Source organism: Hyphomicrobium sp. MC1, from assembly GCF_000253295.1.
Lineage (GTDB): Bacteria > Pseudomonadota > Alphaproteobacteria > Rhizobiales > Hyphomicrobiaceae > Hyphomicrobium_B.
The window spans coordinates 3,918,923-3,938,861 of the sequence record NC_015717.1; the positions used below are offsets into that span (position 1 = coordinate 3,918,923).

19 protein-coding genes are annotated in these 19,939 nt (G+C 61.1%); 8 read left to right on the top strand and 11 right to left on the bottom strand.

From position 1 onward, the window contains the following. The first annotated feature begins 108 nt into the window (after nt 1-108). Entirely contained in the window at nt 109-531 is a 423-nt protein-coding gene (locus HYPMC_RS18830; RefSeq protein ID WP_013949671.1) for a hypothetical protein, read from the top strand. A gap of 24 nt (nt 532-555) precedes the next feature. Here the strand turns inward: HYPMC_RS18830 and HYPMC_RS18835 are convergent, their stop codons facing one another. Both HYPMC_RS18835 and hisC read right to left on the bottom strand, forming a co-directional pair. Further along, nucleotides 556-1,512, bottom strand: coding sequence for a prephenate/arogenate dehydrogenase family protein (locus HYPMC_RS18835; RefSeq protein ID WP_013949672.1), 957 nt, complete (start codon nt 1,510-1,512; stop codon nt 556-558). After that, on the bottom strand, nt 1,512-2,615 hold the full coding sequence (gene hisC / locus HYPMC_RS18840) for a histidinol-phosphate transaminase (protein ID WP_013949673.1): 1,104 nt from the start codon (nt 2,613-2,615) through the stop codon (nt 1,512-1,514). Before hisC ends, HYPMC_RS18835 begins: the two co-directional genes overlap by 1 nt. Nucleotides 2,616-2,764: 149 nt before the next feature. On the opposite strand from hisC, the gene HYPMC_RS18845 reads away from it, so the two are divergent. Both HYPMC_RS18845 and metW read left to right on the top strand, forming a co-directional pair. After that, nucleotides 2,765-3,970: a homoserine O-acetyltransferase gene (locus HYPMC_RS18845; RefSeq protein ID WP_013949674.1), complete on the top strand. Its 1,206-nt coding sequence runs from the start codon at nt 2,765-2,767 to the stop codon at nt 3,968-3,970. After that, nucleotides 3,967-4,641, top strand: coding sequence for a methionine biosynthesis protein MetW (gene metW, locus HYPMC_RS18850; protein WP_013949675.1), 675 nt, complete (start codon nt 3,967-3,969; stop codon nt 4,639-4,641). The genes HYPMC_RS18845 and metW overlap by 4 nt, the downstream gene beginning before the upstream one ends. Here the strand turns inward: metW and HYPMC_RS18855 are convergent. Beyond that, nucleotides 4,634-5,380, bottom strand: coding sequence for a class I SAM-dependent methyltransferase (locus tag HYPMC_RS18855; RefSeq protein WP_013949676.1), 747 nt, complete (start codon nt 5,378-5,380; stop codon nt 4,634-4,636). The genes metW and HYPMC_RS18855 overlap by 8 nt on opposite strands. Before the next feature lie 155 nt (nt 5,381-5,535). Here HYPMC_RS18855 and gloB point away from each other — a divergent pair, with 155 nt between their 5' ends. The 3 genes from gloB (at nt 5,536) to HYPMC_RS18870 (ending at nt 9,081) form a co-directional block, all read left to right on the top strand. Continuing rightward, nucleotides 5,536-6,306, top strand: a complete 771-nt coding sequence (gene gloB / locus HYPMC_RS18860; protein WP_013949677.1) for a hydroxyacylglutathione hydrolase — start codon at nt 5,536-5,538, stop codon at nt 6,304-6,306. 27 nt (nt 6,307-6,333) lie between these two features. Further along, nucleotides 6,334-6,783 carry a cupin domain-containing protein gene (locus tag HYPMC_RS18865; RefSeq protein WP_013949678.1) on the top strand — a complete coding sequence of 150 codons (450 nt, stop codon included), beginning with the start codon at nt 6,334-6,336 and terminating at the stop codon, nt 6,781-6,783. A 207-nt stretch (nt 6,784-6,990) separates the two neighbouring features. Next, a complete protein-coding gene (locus tag HYPMC_RS18870; protein WP_013949679.1) occupies nt 6,991-9,081 on the top strand; it encodes an NYN domain-containing protein in 2,091 nt (696 codons plus the stop codon). Between the two features lie 337 nt (nt 9,082-9,418). Here HYPMC_RS18870 and phbB read toward each other — a convergent pair whose 3' ends face one another. After that, nucleotides 9,419-10,147 (bottom strand): acetoacetyl-CoA reductase, encoded by a 729-nt coding sequence (gene phbB, locus HYPMC_RS18875; RefSeq protein WP_013949680.1) that lies wholly within the window; start codon nt 10,145-10,147, stop codon nt 9,419-9,421. A gap of 90 nt (nt 10,148-10,237) precedes the next feature. After that, nucleotides 10,238-11,428, bottom strand: a complete 1,191-nt coding sequence (locus HYPMC_RS18880; protein ID WP_013949681.1) for an acetyl-CoA C-acetyltransferase — start codon at nt 11,426-11,428, stop codon at nt 10,238-10,240. Nucleotides 11,429-11,706: 278 nt separating this feature from the next. On the opposite strand from HYPMC_RS18880, the gene phaR reads away from it, so the two are divergent. After that, a complete protein-coding gene (gene phaR / locus HYPMC_RS18885) occupies nt 11,707-12,348 on the top strand; it encodes a polyhydroxyalkanoate synthesis repressor PhaR (RefSeq protein WP_024276462.1) in 642 nt (213 codons plus the stop codon). Between the two features lie 28 nt (nt 12,349-12,376). Here the strand turns inward: phaR and HYPMC_RS18890 are convergent, their stop codons facing one another. The 4 genes from HYPMC_RS18890 to mtgA form a co-directional block, all read right to left on the bottom strand. Next, nucleotides 12,377-14,149 carry a bifunctional diguanylate cyclase/phosphodiesterase gene (locus tag HYPMC_RS18890; protein ID WP_013949683.1) on the bottom strand — a complete coding sequence of 591 codons (1,773 nt, stop codon included), beginning with the start codon at nt 14,147-14,149 and terminating at the stop codon, nt 12,377-12,379. A gap of 190 nt (nt 14,150-14,339) precedes the next feature. After that, a complete protein-coding gene (locus HYPMC_RS18895; RefSeq protein WP_013949684.1) occupies nt 14,340-14,753 on the bottom strand; it encodes a hypothetical protein in 414 nt (137 codons plus the stop codon). Between the two features lie 194 nt (nt 14,754-14,947). Then, nucleotides 14,948-15,133 (bottom strand): 50S ribosomal protein L32, encoded by a 186-nt coding sequence (gene rpmF / locus HYPMC_RS18900; RefSeq protein ID WP_013949685.1) that lies wholly within the window; start codon nt 15,131-15,133, stop codon nt 14,948-14,950. Nucleotides 15,134-15,318: 185 nt separating this feature from the next. Continuing rightward, nucleotides 15,319-16,473, bottom strand: coding sequence for a monofunctional biosynthetic peptidoglycan transglycosylase (gene mtgA / locus HYPMC_RS23875; protein WP_013949686.1), 1,155 nt, complete (start codon nt 16,471-16,473; stop codon nt 15,319-15,321). Between the two features lie 193 nt (nt 16,474-16,666). Between mtgA and HYPMC_RS18910 the strand changes: the two genes are divergently transcribed. Further along, entirely contained in the window at nt 16,667-17,572 is a 906-nt protein-coding gene (locus HYPMC_RS18910; RefSeq protein ID WP_013949687.1) for a polyprenyl synthetase family protein, read from the top strand. A 20-nt stretch (nt 17,573-17,592) separates the two neighbouring features. Here the strand turns inward: HYPMC_RS18910 and HYPMC_RS18915 are convergent, their stop codons facing one another. After that, a complete protein-coding gene (locus HYPMC_RS18915) occupies nt 17,593-18,258 on the bottom strand; it encodes an outer membrane protein (RefSeq protein WP_013949688.1) in 666 nt (221 codons plus the stop codon). Between the two features lie 199 nt (nt 18,259-18,457). After that, entirely contained in the window at nt 18,458-19,780 is a 1,323-nt protein-coding gene (locus HYPMC_RS18920; RefSeq protein WP_013949689.1) for an NAD(P)/FAD-dependent oxidoreductase, read from the bottom strand. Between the last annotated feature and the right edge of the window lie 159 nt (nt 19,781-19,939).

Below are 19,939 nucleotides of genomic sequence, written 5' to 3' on the forward strand. Positions count from 1 at the left end.
AGCACGTCAAATTTTCGAACCAAAGTTCACCATTTTTCACGGGGATGCGGGGTATCACGGTCTCAAGAGCAATATTCGGCGACAGTCGCCGATCAGGGGTCATGCGTAATGAGTGCCGAAATTATTCAGCTTGCCGATTTCCGGGCGCGTCGTCAGAGCGGTGACGAAGCGCAGCAGGTGAGCATCAGCGGGACGTATCCGGAGCAGCCGCCGCGGTTCCACTTCTGGACCGGCGCGTCAGGCAAGCGCTACGTCCACACGGTCTACAGCTTGTTCGATTGCCCGACGCTCGAAGACGCCAACTACATCCTCGTGCGCCGCAATGATCGTTCGACGCGCGCCGTTCTCGCCATCGGCCGGTTGTCGAACAACTGCCCATCGGAGAACCTGGCCGAGATCCGTCAGCATGCGGCAGCGCTCGGCGCCGATGAGGTCCACGTGCATCTGCTCGCGTCGTCCAATCAGGAAGCGGCGGCCGTCGAAGCCGATCTCATCACCGCGCAATTCATGAACACGCCGCACTCGGCGTAAGCCACGATTACGCTTGGGTCGGCCTCAAGCCGATCCCTTGCCGGTGCGCGCTGCATTTCTACCGAAATCGGGCTGCGCCGTATCCTGGCCAGCCTGAATGATACCGCGGCGAATGGCACGGGCGTTGGCGAATGTCTTCTCCAGCGTCGGCCCATCGCCGAAACGGATTGCACGCTGAAGCGCAACGAGGTCTTCCGAAAAGCGGCCGAGCATCTCGAGCACAGCCTCTTTGTTGTTCAAAAAGACGTCGCGCCACATCACCGGATCCGATGCGGCAATGCGCGTGAAGTCACGGAAACCGGCCGCCGAGAACTTGATGACCTCGCTGTCCGTCACGCGCTCCAGATGTGCTGCCGTATTGACGATGTTGTAGGCGATGAGGTGCGGCACGTGACTGGTGATCGCCAGCACCATATCGTGGTGCTCGGGCGTCATCAGCTCGACATTAGAGCCAAGCTTGCGCCAGAACGTTTCAAGCTTTGCGAGCGCGGCCGGGTCGGCATCCGGGCCGGGGGTCAGGATACACCAGCGACCGTCGAACAGTTCGGCAAAGCCCGCGTCTGGACCCGACTGCTCGGTTCCTGCAATCGGATGGCCGGCGATGAAATGCACGCCATCGGGCATGCTCGGCGCGATGTCACGCATAGCCGCGCCTTTGACCGAGCCAACGTCTGAGACGATCGCGCCCTTCTCCAGGTGCGGACCGATCGCCTCGGCGACAGTCTTGAAGGCGCCGACCGGCGTACACAGAATGACGAGATCGGCACCTCTGACGGCCTCAACGGGATCGGCGTAAGCCTTCGTAACAAGGCCCAGCACCTCTGCCCGCTCGCGTTCTTCAGGCGTTAGCGCGCTGCAGACGATCTCTCCTACGAGCCCGGCACGGCGCGCAGCGTGGCTGATGGAGGAGCCGATCAACCCGATACCGATGAGCGCCAGGCGCTTGAACATCGGCTTTGTCTCACTGTCTCCGGAGGCCATCAGGCAGCGCCCTTCATGTAGTGCGCGAGCGCATCGACAGCGCGTTTGTTGTCGCTCTCTGAGCCGATCGTCATGCGGAGCGCATTCGGGAAACCGTAGGCGCCCACCTTGCGGACGATGACGCCTTGCGATTTCAAGAATTCGTCGGCGCCTGCCGCGGTCTTGTCGCTGCCTTCGGGGAAATGCATCAGCACGAAGTTGGCGACGCTCGGCGTGACGGTGAGGCCGAGCTTTCTCAACTCGCCTTCGACCCATGGTAGCCAGACGTCGTTGTGGTGCTTGGCGCGCTCCATGTGTGCGACGTCTTCGATCGCGACGGCGCCTGCTGCAATGGCGGGCGACGACAGATTGAAGGGGCCGCGGATGCGATTAAGCACGTCGGCGATTTCCGGCGGACAATAAGCCCAGCCAATGCGTAGCGCCGCGAGACCATAAATTTTCGAGAACGTGCGCGTCATCACCGTGTTCGGGGTGGTCGCGACAAGTTCGATACCAGCCTCGTAGTCGTTGCGGCTGACGTATTCGCTGTAGGCCGCGTCAAGCACGAGTACGATGTCGCCGCGCAGCCCAGCGCGCAGTCGGCGCACCTCTTCGATCGGAATGTAGGTTCCGGTCGGATTGTTCGGATTGGCGAGGAAGACCATGCGCGTCTTGGGCGTGACGGCGGCGAGAATGGCGTCGACGTCGGTTTTCAGGTCGCGCTCGGGCACGACGACGGGCGTCGCGCCGTTGGTCAGAATGGCGATGCGATAGACGAGAAATCCGTGGGCGGTGTAAATCGCCTCGTCGCCGGGGCCCAGGTAGCCGCGCGCCAAAAGACCCAGCAGCTCATCAGACCCTGATCCGCAGACGATGCGTGCCATATCGAGGCCGTAGCGGCGTGCGATGGCTTCGCGCAGGCGGGTTGCCTGACCGTCGGGATAACGCTCCAGTTCGCCGGCAGCGGCCTTGAACGCCTCGATCGCGGCGGGGCTCGGTCCGAGCGGCGTCTCGTTGGACGACAGTTTGGCAGGGGTCAGGCCGCCCGGTACCTTGCTTTCGCCCGGCACGTAGGCTGCGATATCGAGTATGCCCGAACGTGCAATTGGAGCAGTCGCCACCATATAAGATCTCAAATTGTTGACCGAAACTGGGGATTTCGGGCGCATTGATAGGGGCTTCACCACTTGAAATCAAAGTTTAAAGTTGACTTTATCGGCCGCTCAGCCAGACCGCTTTCGACGCCCTTAACACTGGGACTTCTTTCGCAGCCATGACCGCAGCTCCACCAGATCTCATCGCTCCGGCTGCGCGGCGCTATTCGGAGGTGCATTCGCCTTCGAGCCCGGTCGCGCGCTTTGACGCGAGCGCGCCGTTGCGGCTGGCGTGTCAGCAAGATTTAGCCCCGTTTTCAATTGCATATGAGACTTACGGCGAACTCAACGCCGCAAAATCGAATGCCATTCTGCTCTGCCACGCGCTGACGGCCGACCAGTACGTCGCAAGCAAGCATCCGATCACGGGCAAGCCCGGCTGGTGGGAATCGCTTGTCGGGCCTGGCAAGCCGATCGACACAAACCGGTTCTTCGTCATCTGCTCAAACATTCTCGGCGGCTGCATGGGCTCGACCGGCCCGGCCTCGATCAATCCCAAAACCGGCGAGCCCTATGGCTTGAACTTTCCGGTCATCACCATCGGCGACATGGTGGAGGCTCAGGCGCGGCTCATCGACTCTCTGGGCATCGATCAGCTCTTTGCCGTTATCGGCGGCTCGATGGGCGGCATGCAGGTGCTGGAATGGGCGTCGCGGTACAAGGATCGCGTGTTCGCAGCTGCGCCTATCGCAACGGCCGCCTGGCACTCGTCGCAGAACATCGCGTTCCATGAGGTCGGGCGGCAGGCCGTGATGGCGGACCCGGAATGGAAGGGCGGCAACTATTACGCCTCGGGCACGGTGCCGAAGAACGGCCTCGCGGTCGCGCGCATGGCGGCGCATATTACGTATCTTTCGGAAGAGGCCTTGCACCGCAAGTTCGGCCGCTCTCTGCAAGACCGCTCGGAGAAAACGTTTTCGTTCAGCGCCGATTTCCAGGTCGAGAGCTATTTGCGGCATCAGGGCTCGACGTTCGTCGATCGCTTCGACGCCAACAGCTATCTCTACATCACGCGCGCGATGGACTATTTCGATATGCGCGAAAGCGCGGGTGGCACCTTGGCGAATGCGTTTCGCGGCACCAAAACGCGCTTTTGCGTCGTCTCGTTCACATCCGACTGGCTTTACCCGACGAAGGAAAGCCGCGAGATCGTGCAAGCCTTAAACGCCGTTGCCGCCAACGTGTCGTTCGTCGAAATCGAGAGCGATAAGGGACATGACGCGTTCCTGCTCGAAGAGCCGACGTTCTTCGCGACGATCCGCGGTTTTCTCAATGCCGCCGCGGTAAAGCGCGGCCTTAGCGCGCCGAAAGAGGTGTCGCGATGAATGCCCCGGATCTCGGCAAAATCGTCGGCGCCTCGAAAACACCGCGCCTCGACCACGTTCTCATTACCGAGATGGTCGAAGCGGGCTCGCGCGTGCTCGATGTGGGCTGCGGAGACGGCGAACTTTTGCAGCTTCTGACCGAGCGCAAAGGCGTCGACGGTCGTGGCGTGGAATTGCAGCGCGACAAGGTCAATGCCTGCGTTGCGCGCGGACTTTCCGTCATCCAGGGCGACGCCGACCGCGATCTCGACAACTATCCGGATCAGGCGTTCGACTACGCCATTCTTTCGCTGACGATCCAGGCGACGCGGCAACCGAAGACGGTGCTCGAAAATCTGCTGCGCATCGGTCGGCGGGCCATCGTGTCGTTCCCGAATTTCGGGCACTGGCAGGTGCGCACGAAGCTGCTGTTCACCGGCCGCATGCCCGTCAACGACAATCTGCCGGACGCCTGGTATCTGACGCCAAATGCGCATCTGTGTACGATCCGCGATTTTGCCGATCTCTGTGCGTTAGTGAACGCTGATGTCGAGCAGGCCGTTGCCTTCAACGCTTATGGTGCGCGGCTTCCGATCCGTTGGTCGCTGTCAATGCAGAACCTGTTCGGGGAAAAGGCCGTGTTCCTGTTGCGTGGTTCCAAGCCCGAAGCCGCCGCGACGACCCTCACCTGAAAGGGCGAATACCGGCGGTCGTTCGCGTATCGGCCGGCTTCAGGATCGCAGGTTGGGTGACGACGCGTTTGCCGCTGCCGACGGGCGCCATCACTTCTTTCGTCGCTTCAACCAGTATGACGCCGGCAACGCCGATGGACATACTCGGGCCGAAGCGCTCCAGCGCAGGCGCCATGCGTAGCATCAGGCGTTGGTTGACCGGCGGGAAGTAGAGCGATTCCCCCCAATCGACAGGCGTAAAGAGCGCATCCGTCAATTGCGTTTCGAGCTGGCCACGGCTGAACGGCAGTCCGTAACCGAAGGGCGTACGGTCCATCCGCGACCAAAGTCCGCGGCGGTTGGGGACGACGAACAGCGCGCGGCCGTCCGGCTTCAGCACCCGCCAGATTTCCCGCAGCAGCGGGCCGGGCCGTTCTGATTGCTCCAGGCAATGGACCGCCAGCAACCGATCAATCGAATTATCAGGGAGCGGCCACTGGTTGTCGCCGACGAGCACCGAATGACAATGGCCCGAGCGCGGCCATACGATGGCGCCCTGGCGCGCGGGCATCAGGCAGGCAAGGCTCTGGGCTTCGGTGCGAAACGTGCCGAGAAACGGCGATGCAAAGCCGGCGCCCGCGATCGCGAGGCCGTTAACCCGTTTCCATCTTTCCCGGATGGCCAAGGTCAGCTGGCGCCGGGCGACCCGCCCGAGCGGGGTCCGGTAGAAATCTCTCAAGGTTTTGGCGTCGAGAGGCATCTTGGCGCTTAAGTAATTCGATCAAATCTGAGCATCGGACCCTCTCTAGACGATCCGACCATCGAGAGACAGTCCGGACACGCAACAAACGGATTTTCACTGCGTCGTTTCGCTGCGTTTGACAGGGCGTGCCGAGCCAACCAAAGTCCCCCGCCATGGGAGCCCTTGATATCGTTCTTCTGCCGTGTCTCACGGACAATTACTGCGTCATTCTGCATGAGCCGGAAACCGGTGAAACAGCAGCAATCGACGCGCCGAGCGCGGCTGCCGTCAAAGCCGCATTGGCTGAGCGCGGCTGGCGGCTCAATCACCTCTACATCACGCATCATCATACCGACCACACAGGCGGCATCGAAGAGCTGAAAGCTTTCTACGGCATGCCCGTCACGGGGCCGGAGGCCGAGTCCGACCGAATTCCGGGCTTGACGCAAGGCGTCGCTGCGAAAAGCGAATTGTCTTTCGCCGGTCATCCGATCCAAGTGCTCGAAACGCCTGGGCATACGCTCGGCCACATCACCTACTATTTCCCCAACGACGGAATTGTCTTTACCGGCGACACGCTGTTCTCGCTCGGTTGCGGCAAGATCTTCGAGGGCGACCCGAGGATGATGTGGGAATCGCTGTCGAAAATTGCAGCCCTTCCCGGCGATACCAACATCTACTGTGGGCACGAGTACACGCTGAACAATGCCCGCTTTGCGCTGACGATCGAACCGGAAAACGAGGCACTAAAAGTCAGAGCGGCGGAAGTCGAAGCCTTGCGCGCAAGTGGCAAGCCGACGCTGCCCACGACAATCGGGCTCGAAATGGCAACGAACCCATTCCTCAGGCCGCAATCGCGCCCAATTCAGGCGCGGCTCGGAATGCTCGGTGCTCCCGACTGGGAGGTTTTCTCGCGCATCCGGCAGTTGAAAAATAAGGCCTAGGGCCCGCGCATCCGGGAGAAGACCGCTATGAACCCCGACCTTTCCGGCGATGACGTCATTGCCCTGCTCGAGCTTTCTCCGCATCCCGAGGGCGGGCATTTCCGCGAAACCTTTCGCGACAAGGCCGAGCCGGGAAAGCGCGCGGCATCAACGGCGATCTACTTTCTACTCAAAGCCGGAGAACGTTCGCATTGGCATGCGGTGGACGCAGCCGAAGGCTGGCATTTCTATGCCGGTGCGCCATTGTTGCTCGAAATCTCGCCAACGGGCGGCCCGATCGAAAAGATCCATCTTGGCAGCAATCTCGCGGACGGCGAGCGGCCACAGGCGATTGTTCCCGCAGGGCATTGGCAGCAAGCGCGCAGCCTTGGAAAATGGACGCTCGTCGGCTGCACGGTCGCGCCCGCTTTCACGTTCGAGGGCTTCACGTTGACGGCTCCGGATTTCTCACCCGTGTCGCGTCCATCTGTCGATTAAGCGGCGCAACGGCAACAGCCAAACGCGTTTCAACGATCTCCACACGCCATCCCCAGAGCAATCAGCCTAGAGCGTGGCGCGCTCGACCTCCATCCACGGGTTAATTGTCTCTTTGGTGCAGGAGCGGGCTGCCGCTTCTTGTGGGGGGCCTTCGACTCGTCAAATAGTGACTGCGAATCAAGTTCCGATTCACGGGGGTTGCAGTCCATGAAACGCGAGTCCTTAGGGCCCGTCCTTACAACGGTGTTCGTCGATTACGACAACATCTATCTGTCGCTGAAGCGAAAGAACGAAGATGCTGCAAAGCGCTTCGCCAAAGACAGCGGCGTGTGGCTGCAAGGCATTGTATCTGGTGAGCTGATCACCGCGACGAACGGATTTGCGTTGTCGGGCGAACGCCGGATCGTGATGAACCGCTGCTACGGCAATCCAGTGCCGCGCCGAAATACGCACGACAATTCGACGGACATGAATTCGTTTCCGTTTATCCGTCACCATTTCCTGCGCTCGGGCTTCGAGGTGATCGACTGCCCGCCGCTGACCGCGCAGCTCAAGAACTCCGCCGATATCCGCATCGTGATGGACGTGCGCGATATTCTCAATCACGACACGTATTTCGACGAGTTCATCATCCTGTCGGGTGACGCGGATTTCACGCCGTTGCTGCATCGCCTGCGTGCGCATGCACGGCGGACGGTGGTCTTCGCGAACGATCATACGGCGCAGCCCTACACAGCGATCAGCGACGGCGAAATTCGCGAGTCGGATCTCATCGCGCTGCTGACGAGCAACCGGGCCATCTCGGGCGAGACTGCACGGGAAATTCCGGCGCCTGCACCGGCCATCGACGTCGAGGCTGCGCGCAAAGCGATCCTGGCTGAGGTCGTCGATTTCGTTCGCAGTGCGCCGCAGGCCGTACCGCTGGAAACGCTTGCGGATCGCGCCGTGCGCATCATCGGTCGCGACAAGACGGTCGGAACGAACTGGGGCAACTATGGATCGTTCCGCGATCTGCTGCTCGCCGACCTGCCGGACGACATCCATTTGAGCGATACGCCGCCCTATACGGTGTTCGACGCCAACCGGCACATCTCGGCAACCGGGCTTATTGCTCCGCAGTTGGCCGCACCGGCAGTCGAGCCGCAGCCGACGCCGCGCCGCGAGTATGCACCAGAGCCGGTTCGCGCCGAGCCGTCGCAGGTTCAGGCGCAACCACCGCGGCGCGAATACACGCCGGAACCCTCCCGGATCGAGGCACAGCCGCAACAGCCTCAGCGCCGCGAATACGCACCAGAGCCCGCTCGCATAGAGGCCCAGCCGCAACCGACAGCACTCGCGCCGGCAGCGCGAATTGCAGCGCCTCAGCCGGCTCCTACACCGGCTCCGGCCTTGCAGCCCACCCCTTATCAGGCGCCCGCGCCGCAGCAGCGCTACATCGACCGGACCTCGGCGCCTCCGGCGCCGCCGATGGCCGCGCCGCGACCCGCTCCTCAGCAGGCGGCTGCCCCGTTGATGCCGCAGCGGCCGGTGTCGCAAGCTCCGGCACCGACGTACCAGCCCGAGCCGAGGCGGGAGTTGCCGCGTGCTCAGGCTCAGCAGCCTGCACCGCCGCCGACCGTGACGGCTGCGCCGCGCAATGCCGATCAGGCGACGCAAATCCAGCAGTCCATCGCGCGCATTCACGAAGCGTGTCAGGCTCCGGCGCTGGCGCCTGCCGAATATCGAGTGCTCTTCGACGTCATGTCGCAAGAGATTTCGACGAACGGGCTGCAGGGTGCGCAGACGCTCGTCAACATCACGCAGCGGGCCCGCGAGTTCGGCCTCGACATCAAGCGGGACGATCTGCGCTTCATCTACGACGTGGTGAGCGAGAGCGATCCGTGGTTCGAGCAGGGAACGTCAGCGGGCTTGTTTGCAAGCCGCTTTCGGAACTTCGTTGTCGCGCGCTGCCGCAGCCAGGGCCTCAGTCTGTCGGCCGATGAGCTCGATCTGATCGAAGCGTGGTTTTCGGCCCCGCAGCAACAGCAGCACGCCCAACCGCAGCAGACCGCACGTCAGCAGCAACAGGCTTATGGCGGCGGGCGGCCGGCGACTCCGGCTCCGCAACAGCCGATCTCCGGGCAGCTTCCGGGGGCGCCAGGGGCCGGCGGCGAGCGCTGGTGGAACGTCGAAGGAAGCCGCCAGAACATGCCCGAGCAGCGTGGCGTCGATCCGCGCGGGGCGAACGCTTACGCTCAGCAGCAGGGCGAAAGTGAAGATGAATTTCCGCGTATCGTTCGCTCGCGATTCCGCGGCTAACGGCCCGATTTAACTCCGATACGAAAAAAGGCTCTGGCAGGACATCCTGCCAGGGCCTTTTTCTTTTGCGCTCGCTGCAATCAAGTACGCCGGTCGCGCCGACAGGGGTCAGTGCTCGGCAATGATCAGCGCACGCTGGAAACTTGGCTGGCTCCCGGCCTGCGCAGGGATGACGGGAAATGGAGCAGCTTTCCCTCAATCCATTCCCGGATTTGTCCAACTGACGGGGACGACAGCCATTTGCAAACCGTCGCTCTTAAAAAACATGGCCGGGCGCGAAACGGCCCGGCCATGACGAAGTGGTACGCTCTGAGTATCTTTTGGCCGGCTACGAGAATTAGCTCGCGAGGTACTGGCCACCGTTGGCTGTCAGCGTCGAGCCGGTGATGAAGCCGGCATCGTCGGACGCCAGGAACACGACGCAGCGTGCGATCTCGTTCGGCTCGCCCAAACGGCCGACGGGAATTTGCGGAAGAATGCTTTTCTCCAGGACTTCCTGCGGCACAGCCTTGACCATTTCGGTCGCGATATAACCGGGGCAGATAACATTGACCGTAATGCCCGCGCGAGCGCCTTCCTGAGCGAGCGCCTTGGTGAAGCCGATGTCGCCGGCCTTCGACGCCGAATAGTTCACTTGGCCCATCTGGCCTTTCTGGCCGTTGATGGACGAGATGTTGATGACGCGGCCGAACTTGCGCGCGCGCATGCCTTCCCAGACCTGACGCGTGACGTTAAAAAGACCGTTCAGGTTGGTGCCGATGACGTCGTCCCACTGCTGCTTCGTCATTTTGTGGAACATGACGTCACGCGTGATGCCAGCGTTGTTCACGAGCACGTCGATGGGGCCGACATCTTTCGCGATCTGCGCGACGGCCTTCTCCGTTGCTTCGTAGTTGCCGACATCGAACTTGTAGACGGGAATGCCCGTTTCGATCTGAAAGGCTTGTGCAGCCTGATCGTTACCAGCGTAGCTCGCTGCCACCCGATAACCGGCGCTCTTCAGAGCGATCGAAATCGCGTGGCCAATGCCGCGCGTGCCTCCCGTGACGAGGGCAACCCGTGCCATAGCAGTCTCTCCCTAGATTTTCTGATTGTGAGTGTCGATGGAAACGCAGCCGCTTGAATACAAGCGGCTGCGCGATGGATTTGATCCGGCTCAGTCGCGGGCGACGCACATGGCGACGCCCATGCCGCCGCCGATGCACAGCGTGGCGAGACCCTTCTTGGCATCGCGGCGCTGCATCTCATAGACGAGCGTGTTCAGGATGCGCGCGCCCGAGGCGCCGATCGGATGACCGATGGCAATCGCACCGCCGTTGACGTTGACCTTGTCGGTATCCCAGCCAAGGCCCTTGTTCACGGCGATCGCCTGCGCGGCGAACGCTTCGTTGGCTTCGATCAGGTCGAGATCGTTGACCGACCAACCGGCCTTCTCGAGTGCCTTCTTCGACGCCGAGATCGGGCCGGTGCCCATGATCGACGGATCGACACCGGTCGTCGCCCACGAGACGATGCGAGCGAGCGGCTTGATCCCGCGCTTCTTGGCTTCCTCGGCGCTCATCAGCACGACGACGGCCGCACCGTCGTTGATGCCGGACGCGTTGGCGGCGGTGACGGTGCCCTCTTTCGGATCGAAGGCCGGACGCAGCTTGGCGACGCTATCGTAGGTGACGCCGTCCTTGATGTATTCGTCCTGCTCGACGACCGTGTCGCCCTTGCGGCCCTTAATGGTGACGGGGATGATCTCGTCCTTGAACTTGCCAGCCTTGCGCGCGGCTTCAGCTTTGTTCTGCGAGGCAACGGCGAATTTGTCCTGCTCTTCACGCGTGATCTGCCACTGGCGCGCGACGTTCTCGGCCGTCGTGCCCATGTGATAGTTGTTGAAGGCGTCCCAGAGGCCGTCCTTTACCATCGTGTCGATCAATTTCATGTCGCCCATCTTGGTGCCGTCGCGCATGTGCGCGGCGTGGGTCGACTGGCTCATGCTTTCCTGACCGCCCGCGACGACGATCGACGCTGCGCCGGTCTGGATCTGCTGCATGCCGAGAGCGACGGCGCGCAGGCCCGAGCCGCAAATCTGATTGATGCCCCAAGCCGGGGAATCAACCGGGATGCCGGCGCCGACCGACGCCTGACGCGCCGGGCCCTGGCCCTGAGCGGCGGTCAAAACCTGACCGAGGATCACTTCGGAAACGTCGCCTGCCGGCACGTTCGCACGCTGGAGCGCGGCTTTGATCGCAATCTCTCCAAGCTTCGAGGCCGGCAGCGAGGCCAGCGCTCCGTTGAAGGAACCGACGGGTGTACGCGCGGCACCCGCAATAACGATCGTCGAAGCGTCTTGGCTCATTTGCGGCCCCTCCCTGGGCAGAGTAATCTTTTTCGTGAAGATTTATCGAAAGCCTTGCTGCTGCGCCAGTTTTTACGGCGTCAATCTGAAGACGAAAACAGTTTGCAGTGAGCGGCCATATTCAGCAATTGCGACCTCTTGCCTAGACTGCCCAATTGCGCTGGCTCAGGCCCGCCCAAAGGAGTGACAGAAACGTCTGGCGAAGGGCCCCCAGGGTGTGGTACGCTGCCGCAGTGCAGCAACCCGCTGATAAGCCGTCGATAGAGAACGCGAACGCGATGTTGACCAACCCAGATCCTCAAACGCAGGCGCCTAAAAAAGAAGCGGTCGTTATTAAGAAGTACGCCAACAGGCGGCTCTATAACACCGAGACGAGCACCTACGTGACGCTCGAAGATCTCGCGAAGATGGTTCGCGGCGATCGGGACTTCGTCGTTTACGATGCCAAGAACGGCGATGATCTTACTCACGCAGTTCTGACGCAGATCATCGTTGAACAGGAAAGCCGTGAAGGCGGACAGGCCTTGCTGCCGATTCCGTTCCTCCGCCAGCTCATTCGTTTTTACGATGATAGCATCGCGCGGATGGTGCCGAGCTACCTGCAGTTCAGCCTCGAGCATCTGGCGAAAGAGCAATCGCGGTTCCGCGAGCAGTTCGCATCGGCGTTTTCCAATCCGGCCGCGGCCTTCGAGTTCTATCAGCAGCAGGCTCGCCAAAACATGGCGATGTTCGAGCAGGCCATGTCGATGTGGGCGTCGTTCGGGTCGCCCGGCAGCGGCAAGCCTGGCGAAGGTCAGCCGTCTTCCGCGCCAGCCGCGACGACAGAATCTACGGGAGACCGCAACGAGCTCGACGAACTCAAGTCGCAGCTTTCAGCCATGCAGCAGAAGATCGAGAAGCTCTCGCAGTCGCGTCCCTAAGCGACTGCGAAAATGCGCGGCGAGACCGTCAGGCGGCTTCGACGTAGTCGGTGCTGTCGAACGGCATGCCGTAATAATAACCTTGCATGTAGGTTATTCCGGCGCTCTTCAGAAAACGGGCAGAGCGCTCGTCTCCCACCCACTCGGCAACCGTCTCCATACCGAACGTATTGGCGAGTTCGATCATCGTCTTGACGAAGATCTGATCGCTCGTGTCGTCGGCAAGATTTTTGACGAAGGCGCCGTCGATCTTGACCATGTCGACGTTGAGCCGCTTCAAATTCTTAAATGACGTGTAACCGGCGCCGAAATCGTCGATGGCGACACGGCAGCCCAACTCGTTCAACGTATCGACGAAATTCACCGATTGATCGAGTTCTTCGAGCGCAACGGTTTCCGTGATCTCGACGATCATCCGCGGCAACACGTCGGGGCGATCCCGGGTCAGACGGCGCAGCGCCGTCACCCATTCGAGATCGGAACAGGTCAAGCCGGAGACATTCACGGACAGCGTCAGTTCGCGGTGCCGCTTCAGCAGATCGACCGTCAGCTCCAATGTCCGGCGGTCGATCAGACGCGAGAGCCCGAGATGCTCGGCGATCGGCACGAATTCGCCGGCCGAGACGAGGCTGCCATCGGGACGCTCCATGCGGAGCAACGCTTCGTAGATCTCGGCCTTGCCGGTTTTCGTCGAAATCATCGGCTGCAGGACGAGACGCATGCGGTTGTCGTCGAGCGCGGCAATGACGCCCTCGGCGATCGATTTGTTGCGCATGCGGTTGCCTTCGGCCGACGGCGACGGCTCGTGCGCGATAAAGCAATCGAAGCGTTTCGATTTGGCGACATCGAGGGCGCGCAGCGCGAAGTTCACCGTGTCCTGCACCGATTTCGCTTGGTCGGGAATGATGACGCCGCCCAGAGAGATCGTCGCCGACAATTGGACGACTGAGGTTTTGATCGTGGTCTCGCGCACGGCTTTAATGAAGCGGTCGGCGGCAATGCGAAGCGCGCCTTGTCCGCAGCCGAGCATAATGATCCCGAACTTGTTGGACGAATACCGGCCGATGACGTCTCCGCCGCGCAGCTTTTCGCGAATGCGGCGGCCAACCGCAGCGATGACCTGGTCGCCGATTTCGATACCGAACGTCTCGTTGATAACGGCCAAATTGTTGACCGAGATCATCAGGAAGGCGCACGGCTGATAGTGCCGCTCGGCGCGGGCGAGCACGGCACCCAAGGCTTCGGTCAGGCGCGTGCGGTTGAGCAGACCAGTCAATTCGTCGAGATCGTTGCGAACGAGCAGGCGCTGCTGTTCCAGGTATTCCTCGGAGATGATGCGAATGACGCCACGCGCACGCGCCGCATGGCCGTCGGCGCCGGGCCACCAGCGGCCCTGATCTTCGACGCGGATCTCATGTTCGCTGCGCTGGCCGTTTGGACGCAGCCGGTATTGCAGACGATAGGGCACGCCGCGTACGCGGTCGGCGCCGACGCTGCGTGACAAAGCTTCCAGGCGAGAATTCAGATGCTCGGGTGCAATCAGAGCGTGATAGGCGGCACCCGTCGCGATCTTGCTCATGTCTCTGACGCCGAGGATGTCAGCCGCATTGCTTTCCCACTCGACGCGGCCGGTAGTCAGATCCCAGACGTAGGCCGTCTCCTCGATCGACGACAGGATGCCGACGAGATCGAGCCCTTCGGTCTCAGTCAACGGATCGGGACTATCTGGCGAGGCTGACTGCGGCCGAGCCTCTGGAGCCGGGCCGGTACCATTTTCGTCAGCATTCGGCGCGGAAACCACGGCGTGCTCTCGGTTTACTCACAGCAGGCCTTCCAACTTTCGTCGGAGATGGAAGGTGCCGAAACAATCGGGAAATTATTCCGGTTTCGTTAATGAGCCGTGAACACTTGGCCGCCATTGGCGCGCGGCAGACCGAAGGCGGGTGCATGGGCCGCCTTCCGTACCGCCGTCATCGTCGGATTGCTAAAACTTAGTGGTCGGCGCCGATGTTGAGATCGCGGCGGGCGACGCGGATGCCGATCGTGTAACCGCCGATCACGTCGATCAAGCAAGCCACAAGGATCAGGAAGAACACCGACGTTGCGGCCTGCGCGACGAGCAGGAATTCCGCACCGACGGCCATGAAGACGATCATCGACAAAGCATGATCAATTAGCGTCGAGGTGGTCGTGAAGGTGGACTTCACGATCTCGATGAAGAGCAGGATGAGCGTCACGAGCAGGATGAGGTCACCCCAACCGAATTTCCAATCGCCGCCGCTCAGGAGATGGATCCGGAAAATGTAGTGATTGGGGTCCGTCAGAACTTCGGGTCCCATCGTCATTACGACCGCGTTGTAAAGGAGGAAGGCGAGAACCAAGAGCGGAAGGGCTCTGATCGACATGAAGCTCTCCTGAGATTTCAATCACCCCGTGGCCAGCTCGCTCAGACCGGACTTTGCAAGCCAGACTCTCGGGCGCGGCCGGGGTTTATAGGCACGCTCCGCCTCGTTTGCCAAGCAACGGTGACCGGCGCAAGGCAACGCACGCCGGAACCTCGGCTCCGGCGCTACACAACCCTTTTCGTCGCTGAAACGACTTACTCTTCGTTGGCCGGCGGCAGAATCTGGCGGCCGCGGTACTTACCCGACTTGAGGTCGATGTGGTGCGGACGGCGGCGTTCGCCGCTGTCCTTGTCTTCCACGTACGCCCGGGCGGTCAGGGCGTCGTGCGAACGGCGCTGCCCCCGCTTCATCGGGGACGTTTTTTTGCGTGGAACTGCCATCAGTGTTGCTCCAAAAGTGACATCCCACCCCACAAATGCGGGCGGGCCGCCGAACATGCGGCGGAAATGCCGAACGTCTTAATTGCTGGATGAACCGGCGGCGCCTTGTTTTGGGCGCGCTCAGTACCTCGGGCGGGGCTTATACGCAAGTTAGAGGAGAAAAGCCAGTCCCCTGCGAAGCCATCTTAATAGGGCCTTCTGGGCAGGACGCAAGCGAACTGACCCGATGGGGCGAGCCGCATCCGGACTTGGATTGCATTGGCAAGGCGCTGAAGCCCCGGCCCCGGCCGGCCGGCGTTTCGCTCCAATGGGTTAGGCAGCGACACGGCCAAGCGCGCCGCGTCCCGGACCGACAGGCTTCGGGCTGGCTTATCGAAATGATGTTCGGCCGCCGCGCCGATGCCGAAAATGCCCGGCCCCCACTGGGCGATATTGAGGTAAATTTCCATGATCCGGCGCTTCGACCAGATCACCTCCGTTAGATAGGTCAGCGGCAGCTCGATGGCCTTGCGGACGTAACTCTTGGACGGCCACAGAAACAGGTTTTTCACGACCTGCATCGAGATCGTGCTGCCGCCCCGCGCGCGGCCATCCGTGTTTTCTATCGCTTCCTCGATCGCTTCGAGATCGACTCCGGGATGCTGGCAGAAGCGAGCATCTTCACTGAGTATGACGGCACGAACGATGTTCGGCGAAATCTGACCGAACGGCACCCATTCCTGGACCACGGGCTGGCCGGTGAGCCAATGCTGCAGCATCAGCATCGAGGCCGGAGGATTGACGAAACGATAAGCCACGATCAGCGCCAGAACGAGCGCCAGCCAGCCGATGGCGATCCAGGCCAGCAGCTTCAATCCGCGCTTCAAGAGTGCCCAAACGCTTCCAGAGGGCTGCGGAGGGCGATCTACAGCGGTGGCGGGTTCTATTCCCGCGTCGTCTGCCCTTAGCGGTTCGGGGCGCATAGCCGTGTCGATGCGAAGGCCGTCCGAAGCTGCCTGAGGGGGCGTCTGGAAATGCGGCTCGAACATCCGCTGCGGGATCATATGGCCGAGATCGGTGCTCGCGGCGGCTGTGGGGGACGGCAGCACGAGTTCGGCAATATCGAGGGGCTTGTGGGGCTTGATTTCGCGGAGCGCCTCCGCGGCCGCCGTTTCGATTGCTGAGAGCGATCGTGACGAGGCTTCAGCGTCAATCTCGGAAAAGATAGCGTCTGCCGAGAGCGTGCCAGCCGCAGCATGCGCATGGCTGCCCGCAGGCATCGCGAGAGCAGGCGCGGGCGATGTGCTCGGCTCAGGCCGAAAGGCGCGCGCAGGCAGCGGCCGCGGCGGCTGCAGCGACATTTCGGCCTCCGCCGGCCGGGAGGGAGCCCTTTGCGGCACATTCATAGGCGGCGCGGCAGATAACCCCGATGTCTCGTCCGGCCGATCCATGCTTTGCTTCAATCGATCACGTTGTGCTAACCGCGTGCCATATATCGCCGAACCATGGCCATGTTTGAGCAGTGGTCGGATTCTCGGGGGAGAGCATAAGGCAGTGTCACAGTTTCTTGTCCAGCTTGGCAACTCTGCAACAGTCGTCGAAGCCTATTTAACCGCTGCTCTCGCCCGACAGGAAAGCGAGGGCACCCCTGCGCGCCTCGCTGAAGCCATCCGCCATGCCGTCCTGGGCGGCGGCAAACGCTTCCGGCCCTTCCTGGTTTTCCACAGCGCTGCGCTATTCGGCGCGACCAAGGAAGCGGCACTCCCGGCTGCGGGAGCCATAGAATGCATCCATTGCTATTCGCTGGTGCACGACGACCTGCCATCGATGGACAATGACGAGCTTCGGCGCGGCCGCCCGACAGTGTGGAAGGCCTATGACGACTGGACCGCCATTCTCGTTGGCGATGCGCTGCAGGCATTTGCTTTTGAGCTGGTTGGACGGCCGGAGAGCAACAGCAATCCGAGTATCAGAGCCGATCTCGTGCACATTCTTGCCGTCGCCTCAGGCGCGATCGGCATGGTCGGCGGCCAGCAACTCGATCTCGAAGCGGGGAAACTCAGCAATCAGCCGACGCCGACGATCGAAAGCATCATGCGATTGCAGGCGATGAAGACCGGCGCGCTGATTACGGCGGCGTGCGAGATGGGTGCCGTCGTTGGTGGTGCGAAGCCGGAGGAACGCGCGGCGCTGAAGACTTATGGCGAGCACCTGGGTGTTGCGTTCCAGATCAGCGACGATCTGCTCGATGCGGAAGGATCAAGCGCCGATACGGGCAAAGCTACCGGCAAGGATGCCGCCGCCGGAAAAGCGACGCTCATCGGCATGCTCGGAATCAAAAAGGCGCGTAGCCACCTCGACCGTTCGATCGCGGCAGCTATCGCAGCCCTCAACGTGTTCGGAGAAAAGGCAGAGCCTCTCGCCGACGCTGCGCGGCTTATGGGCCGCCGCGACAGCTAGCGAGAGGCGAGATCGGCGCGTTACCAGAACTTGTAGTTCAAGCCGACGCGAACGGTCTGGAAGTCGTTGTTGATGCGATCGCCGCTCGAGAGCGTATCGTCGCCGAAGCCCATGTAGAGATACTCGGCCTTCATGCTCCAGTTCGGAGCAAACGCCCACTCGACACCGCCGCCGGCTGCATAGCCAGCCTTGGTGTCGTTGTCGCGGAAGTTTCCGATGCCTGCGAGGTTGACGTTGGTATCGAAGTCCGCAACGGCGAGACCGGCCGTGCCATAAACCAGGAACGGTCCGCTCGCGTATCCGAGACGTCCGCGCACGGTCGAAAACCAGTTCACACTGCTATGCGCCGTGTCACCGAACTGATCGAACGCGCTGCCGCTGATATCCGCGCCCTGGAAATCGCCTTCAAAGCCGAAGACGAAATTGCCACGCTGCCAATTATAGCCGATCTGACCACCGCCAAAGCCGCCTTCGGGCTTCGTGAAAGTCGAGTTCGACCAGCCGTAGCCGCCGTTGATACCGATATAAGCGCCCTGCCAGATCGAAGGCTCACTATACTGAACAACTGGAGCCGCCGGCGGATTGTAAGGCTGGTAAGGACCGAGATCGGCTGCCCAAGCGCTTCCGCTTGCAGTCAACGCGAGCACAGCTCCGCCCAAGAGGGACTTAGCGATTTGCGATTTCATTTTTAGAACCCCGTCACAGTAGGCCCAGCGGCCCAATCGTACGCACTAACGCCAACAACCCATTTGGGGTTCCAGTTGGACAATTTCGATGCGCAAACCGATACGCTGGTATGCATCAACTAGCGGCCACGAATGGCCTAGGTATTTCTGAAATGCCCTATTAACGGGTGGATACTAATAACGCGTTGATTAAACGCAATCAGACTCGCGCCGCTAATCCACTTTTATCTGCATTGATCTTTTCTTTACGAGCCATCCGCTTATCCCGCAGTTTAAGAAGCGGTAATATCCAGTGTGCGAGCCTAATTTCGCGCCGGGATTTCTCGGGATCGACGAGATGGGACGTCGGCAGTTTCTGCGTGAATGAACTCTCCATGAGTGTACCCAGCGGAAGCTGAAGCTCGTCCTGTAAGGCGATCATACGTGCGTAAAGTTCAGAGAGCGGCGTGATCAATCGACCGAAACCGTTGCGCGCCTGCGCCCAGCCAACAAGATAAAGACCGCGCAATCCTGGCGGAAATGCGCCGCCGTAAACTTGCACGACGTTATTCTTCACATCGACGAGGCCTTCGGGCAGAAACGGGAATGTGGTGTTGAAGCCCGTTGCCGCAACGATCATGTCGTAGGTGCCGGTCGTGCCATCGACGAATGTGACCGTGTCGCCATCGACGTGATCGATAGCCGGACGCGGCTTCACGCGACCCAGGCGAATGGCATTCAACAGATCCGTTCCGAACGCAGGATGACGCTCAAAAATTTTATGTTTGGGACGCGGCAAACCGTAACGACGATAGTCGCCGATACTGATGGCGATGATTGATTTCAAGATCGCGCGCTGCAGGAAGATCGGCAGCCCCCAGATCGGAAGGTCCGTCAGCGGACGACCGAGAAACGTTTTCGGCAAATACCAATAGCCTGACTGCAAGCTGATATCGCACGATTTGCCGAAGCGCCCGGCATCGACAGCCATATCGACACCAGAGTTGCCGCCGCCGATGACAAGCACGCGCTTGTCGTCGAACTGGTGCGGAGCGACATAATCCTTCGAGTGCAGCAGCTCGCCCGTGTAGGTGCCCTGGAACGTCGGGTAGCGCTTATCCCAATGGTGGCCGTTGCAGACGATGACGCCCTTGTACGTCCGCTCCTCACCGTCGGCGAACTTCACGGTCCAATGACCGGCGTCATCCGGCGCGGCGTGAACGACCTGCTTATTGAATTCGGCGTTGGCGTAAAGTCCGCGATCCTTCGCAAAATCGGTCAGATAGCTGAGCATCTGGTCGGCCGACGGAAAATCCGGAAAATCATCCGGCATCGGGTAGTCGGTATATTCCGTCGCCTTTTTGGACGAAACGATGTGCGCGTTACGATAAACGCCGTGCAGCCAGTTGCCACCCACGCCTGGCGCGGCGTCGATCAGATCGAAGGGAACGCCGCGGTGCTTCAAGGCGGCGGCCATCGCTAAACCCACAGGGCCTGCGCCAATGATGATGTGACGCTCGAGCGTGCTTATACCTTCGCTCATTCTCTGAAATATCCTTGATGGCGGATGCTCATGCATCCATCAGCAACGCGTCCGCAAGGCGGAGGGTCCCTGGGAAGCGGTCGTAATCGTCCGCTTCGATACATCATTGACCGACCGCAATGCGAGCGCAGCAACGTCGCAAACGCCGCACTTAGGCGG

What these genes read in the sequence shown, in the direction of transcription:
- HYPMC_RS18830 (WP_013949671.1), top strand. Translation starts at nt 109, where the DNA reads ATGAGTGCCGAAATTATTCAGCTTGCCGATTTCCGGGCGCGTCGTCAG.
- HYPMC_RS18880 (WP_013949681.1), bottom strand. Translation starts at nt 11,428, where the DNA reads ATGAGCCAAGACGCTTCGACGATCGTTATTGCGGGTGCCGCGCGTACA.
- metW (WP_013949675.1), top strand. Translation starts at nt 3,967, where the DNA reads ATGAATGCCCCGGATCTCGGCAAAATCGTCGGCGCCTCGAAAACACCG.
- HYPMC_RS18865 (WP_013949678.1), top strand. Translation starts at nt 6,334, where the DNA reads ATGAACCCCGACCTTTCCGGCGATGACGTCATTGCCCTGCTCGAGCTT.
- HYPMC_RS18870 (WP_013949679.1), top strand. Translation starts at nt 6,991, where the DNA reads ATGAAACGCGAGTCCTTAGGGCCCGTCCTTACAACGGTGTTCGTCGAT.
- HYPMC_RS18845 (WP_013949674.1), top strand. Translation starts at nt 2,765, where the DNA reads ATGACCGCAGCTCCACCAGATCTCATCGCTCCGGCTGCGCGGCGCTAT.
- HYPMC_RS18855 (WP_013949676.1), bottom strand. Translation starts at nt 5,380, where the DNA reads ATGCCTCTCGACGCCAAAACCTTGAGAGATTTCTACCGGACCCCGCTC.
- phbB (WP_013949680.1), bottom strand. Translation starts at nt 10,147, where the DNA reads ATGGCACGGGTTGCCCTCGTCACGGGAGGCACGCGCGGCATTGGCCAC.
- HYPMC_RS18835 (WP_013949672.1), bottom strand. Translation starts at nt 1,512, where the DNA reads ATGGCCTCCGGAGACAGTGAGACAAAGCCGATGTTCAAGCGCCTGGCG.
- hisC (WP_013949673.1), bottom strand. Translation starts at nt 2,615, where the DNA reads ATGGTGGCGACTGCTCCAATTGCACGTTCGGGCATACTCGATATCGCA.
- phaR (WP_024276462.1), top strand. Translation starts at nt 11,707, where the DNA reads ATGTTGACCAACCCAGATCCTCAAACGCAGGCGCCTAAAAAAGAAGCG.
- rpmF (WP_013949685.1), bottom strand. Translation starts at nt 15,133, where the DNA reads ATGGCAGTTCCACGCAAAAAAACGTCCCCGATGAAGCGGGGGCAGCGC.
- gloB (WP_013949677.1), top strand. Translation starts at nt 5,536, where the DNA reads ATGGGAGCCCTTGATATCGTTCTTCTGCCGTGTCTCACGGACAATTAC.
- mtgA (WP_013949686.1), bottom strand. Translation starts at nt 16,473, where the DNA reads ATGTCGCTGCAGCCGCCGCGGCCGCTGCCTGCGCGCGCCTTTCGGCCT.
- HYPMC_RS18895 (WP_013949684.1), bottom strand. Translation starts at nt 14,753, where the DNA reads ATGTCGATCAGAGCCCTTCCGCTCTTGGTTCTCGCCTTCCTCCTTTAC.
- HYPMC_RS18915 (WP_013949688.1), bottom strand. Translation starts at nt 18,258, where the DNA reads ATGAAATCGCAAATCGCTAAGTCCCTCTTGGGCGGAGCTGTGCTCGCG.
- HYPMC_RS18920 (WP_013949689.1), bottom strand. Translation starts at nt 19,780, where the DNA reads ATGAGCGAAGGTATAAGCACGCTCGAGCGTCACATCATCATTGGCGCA.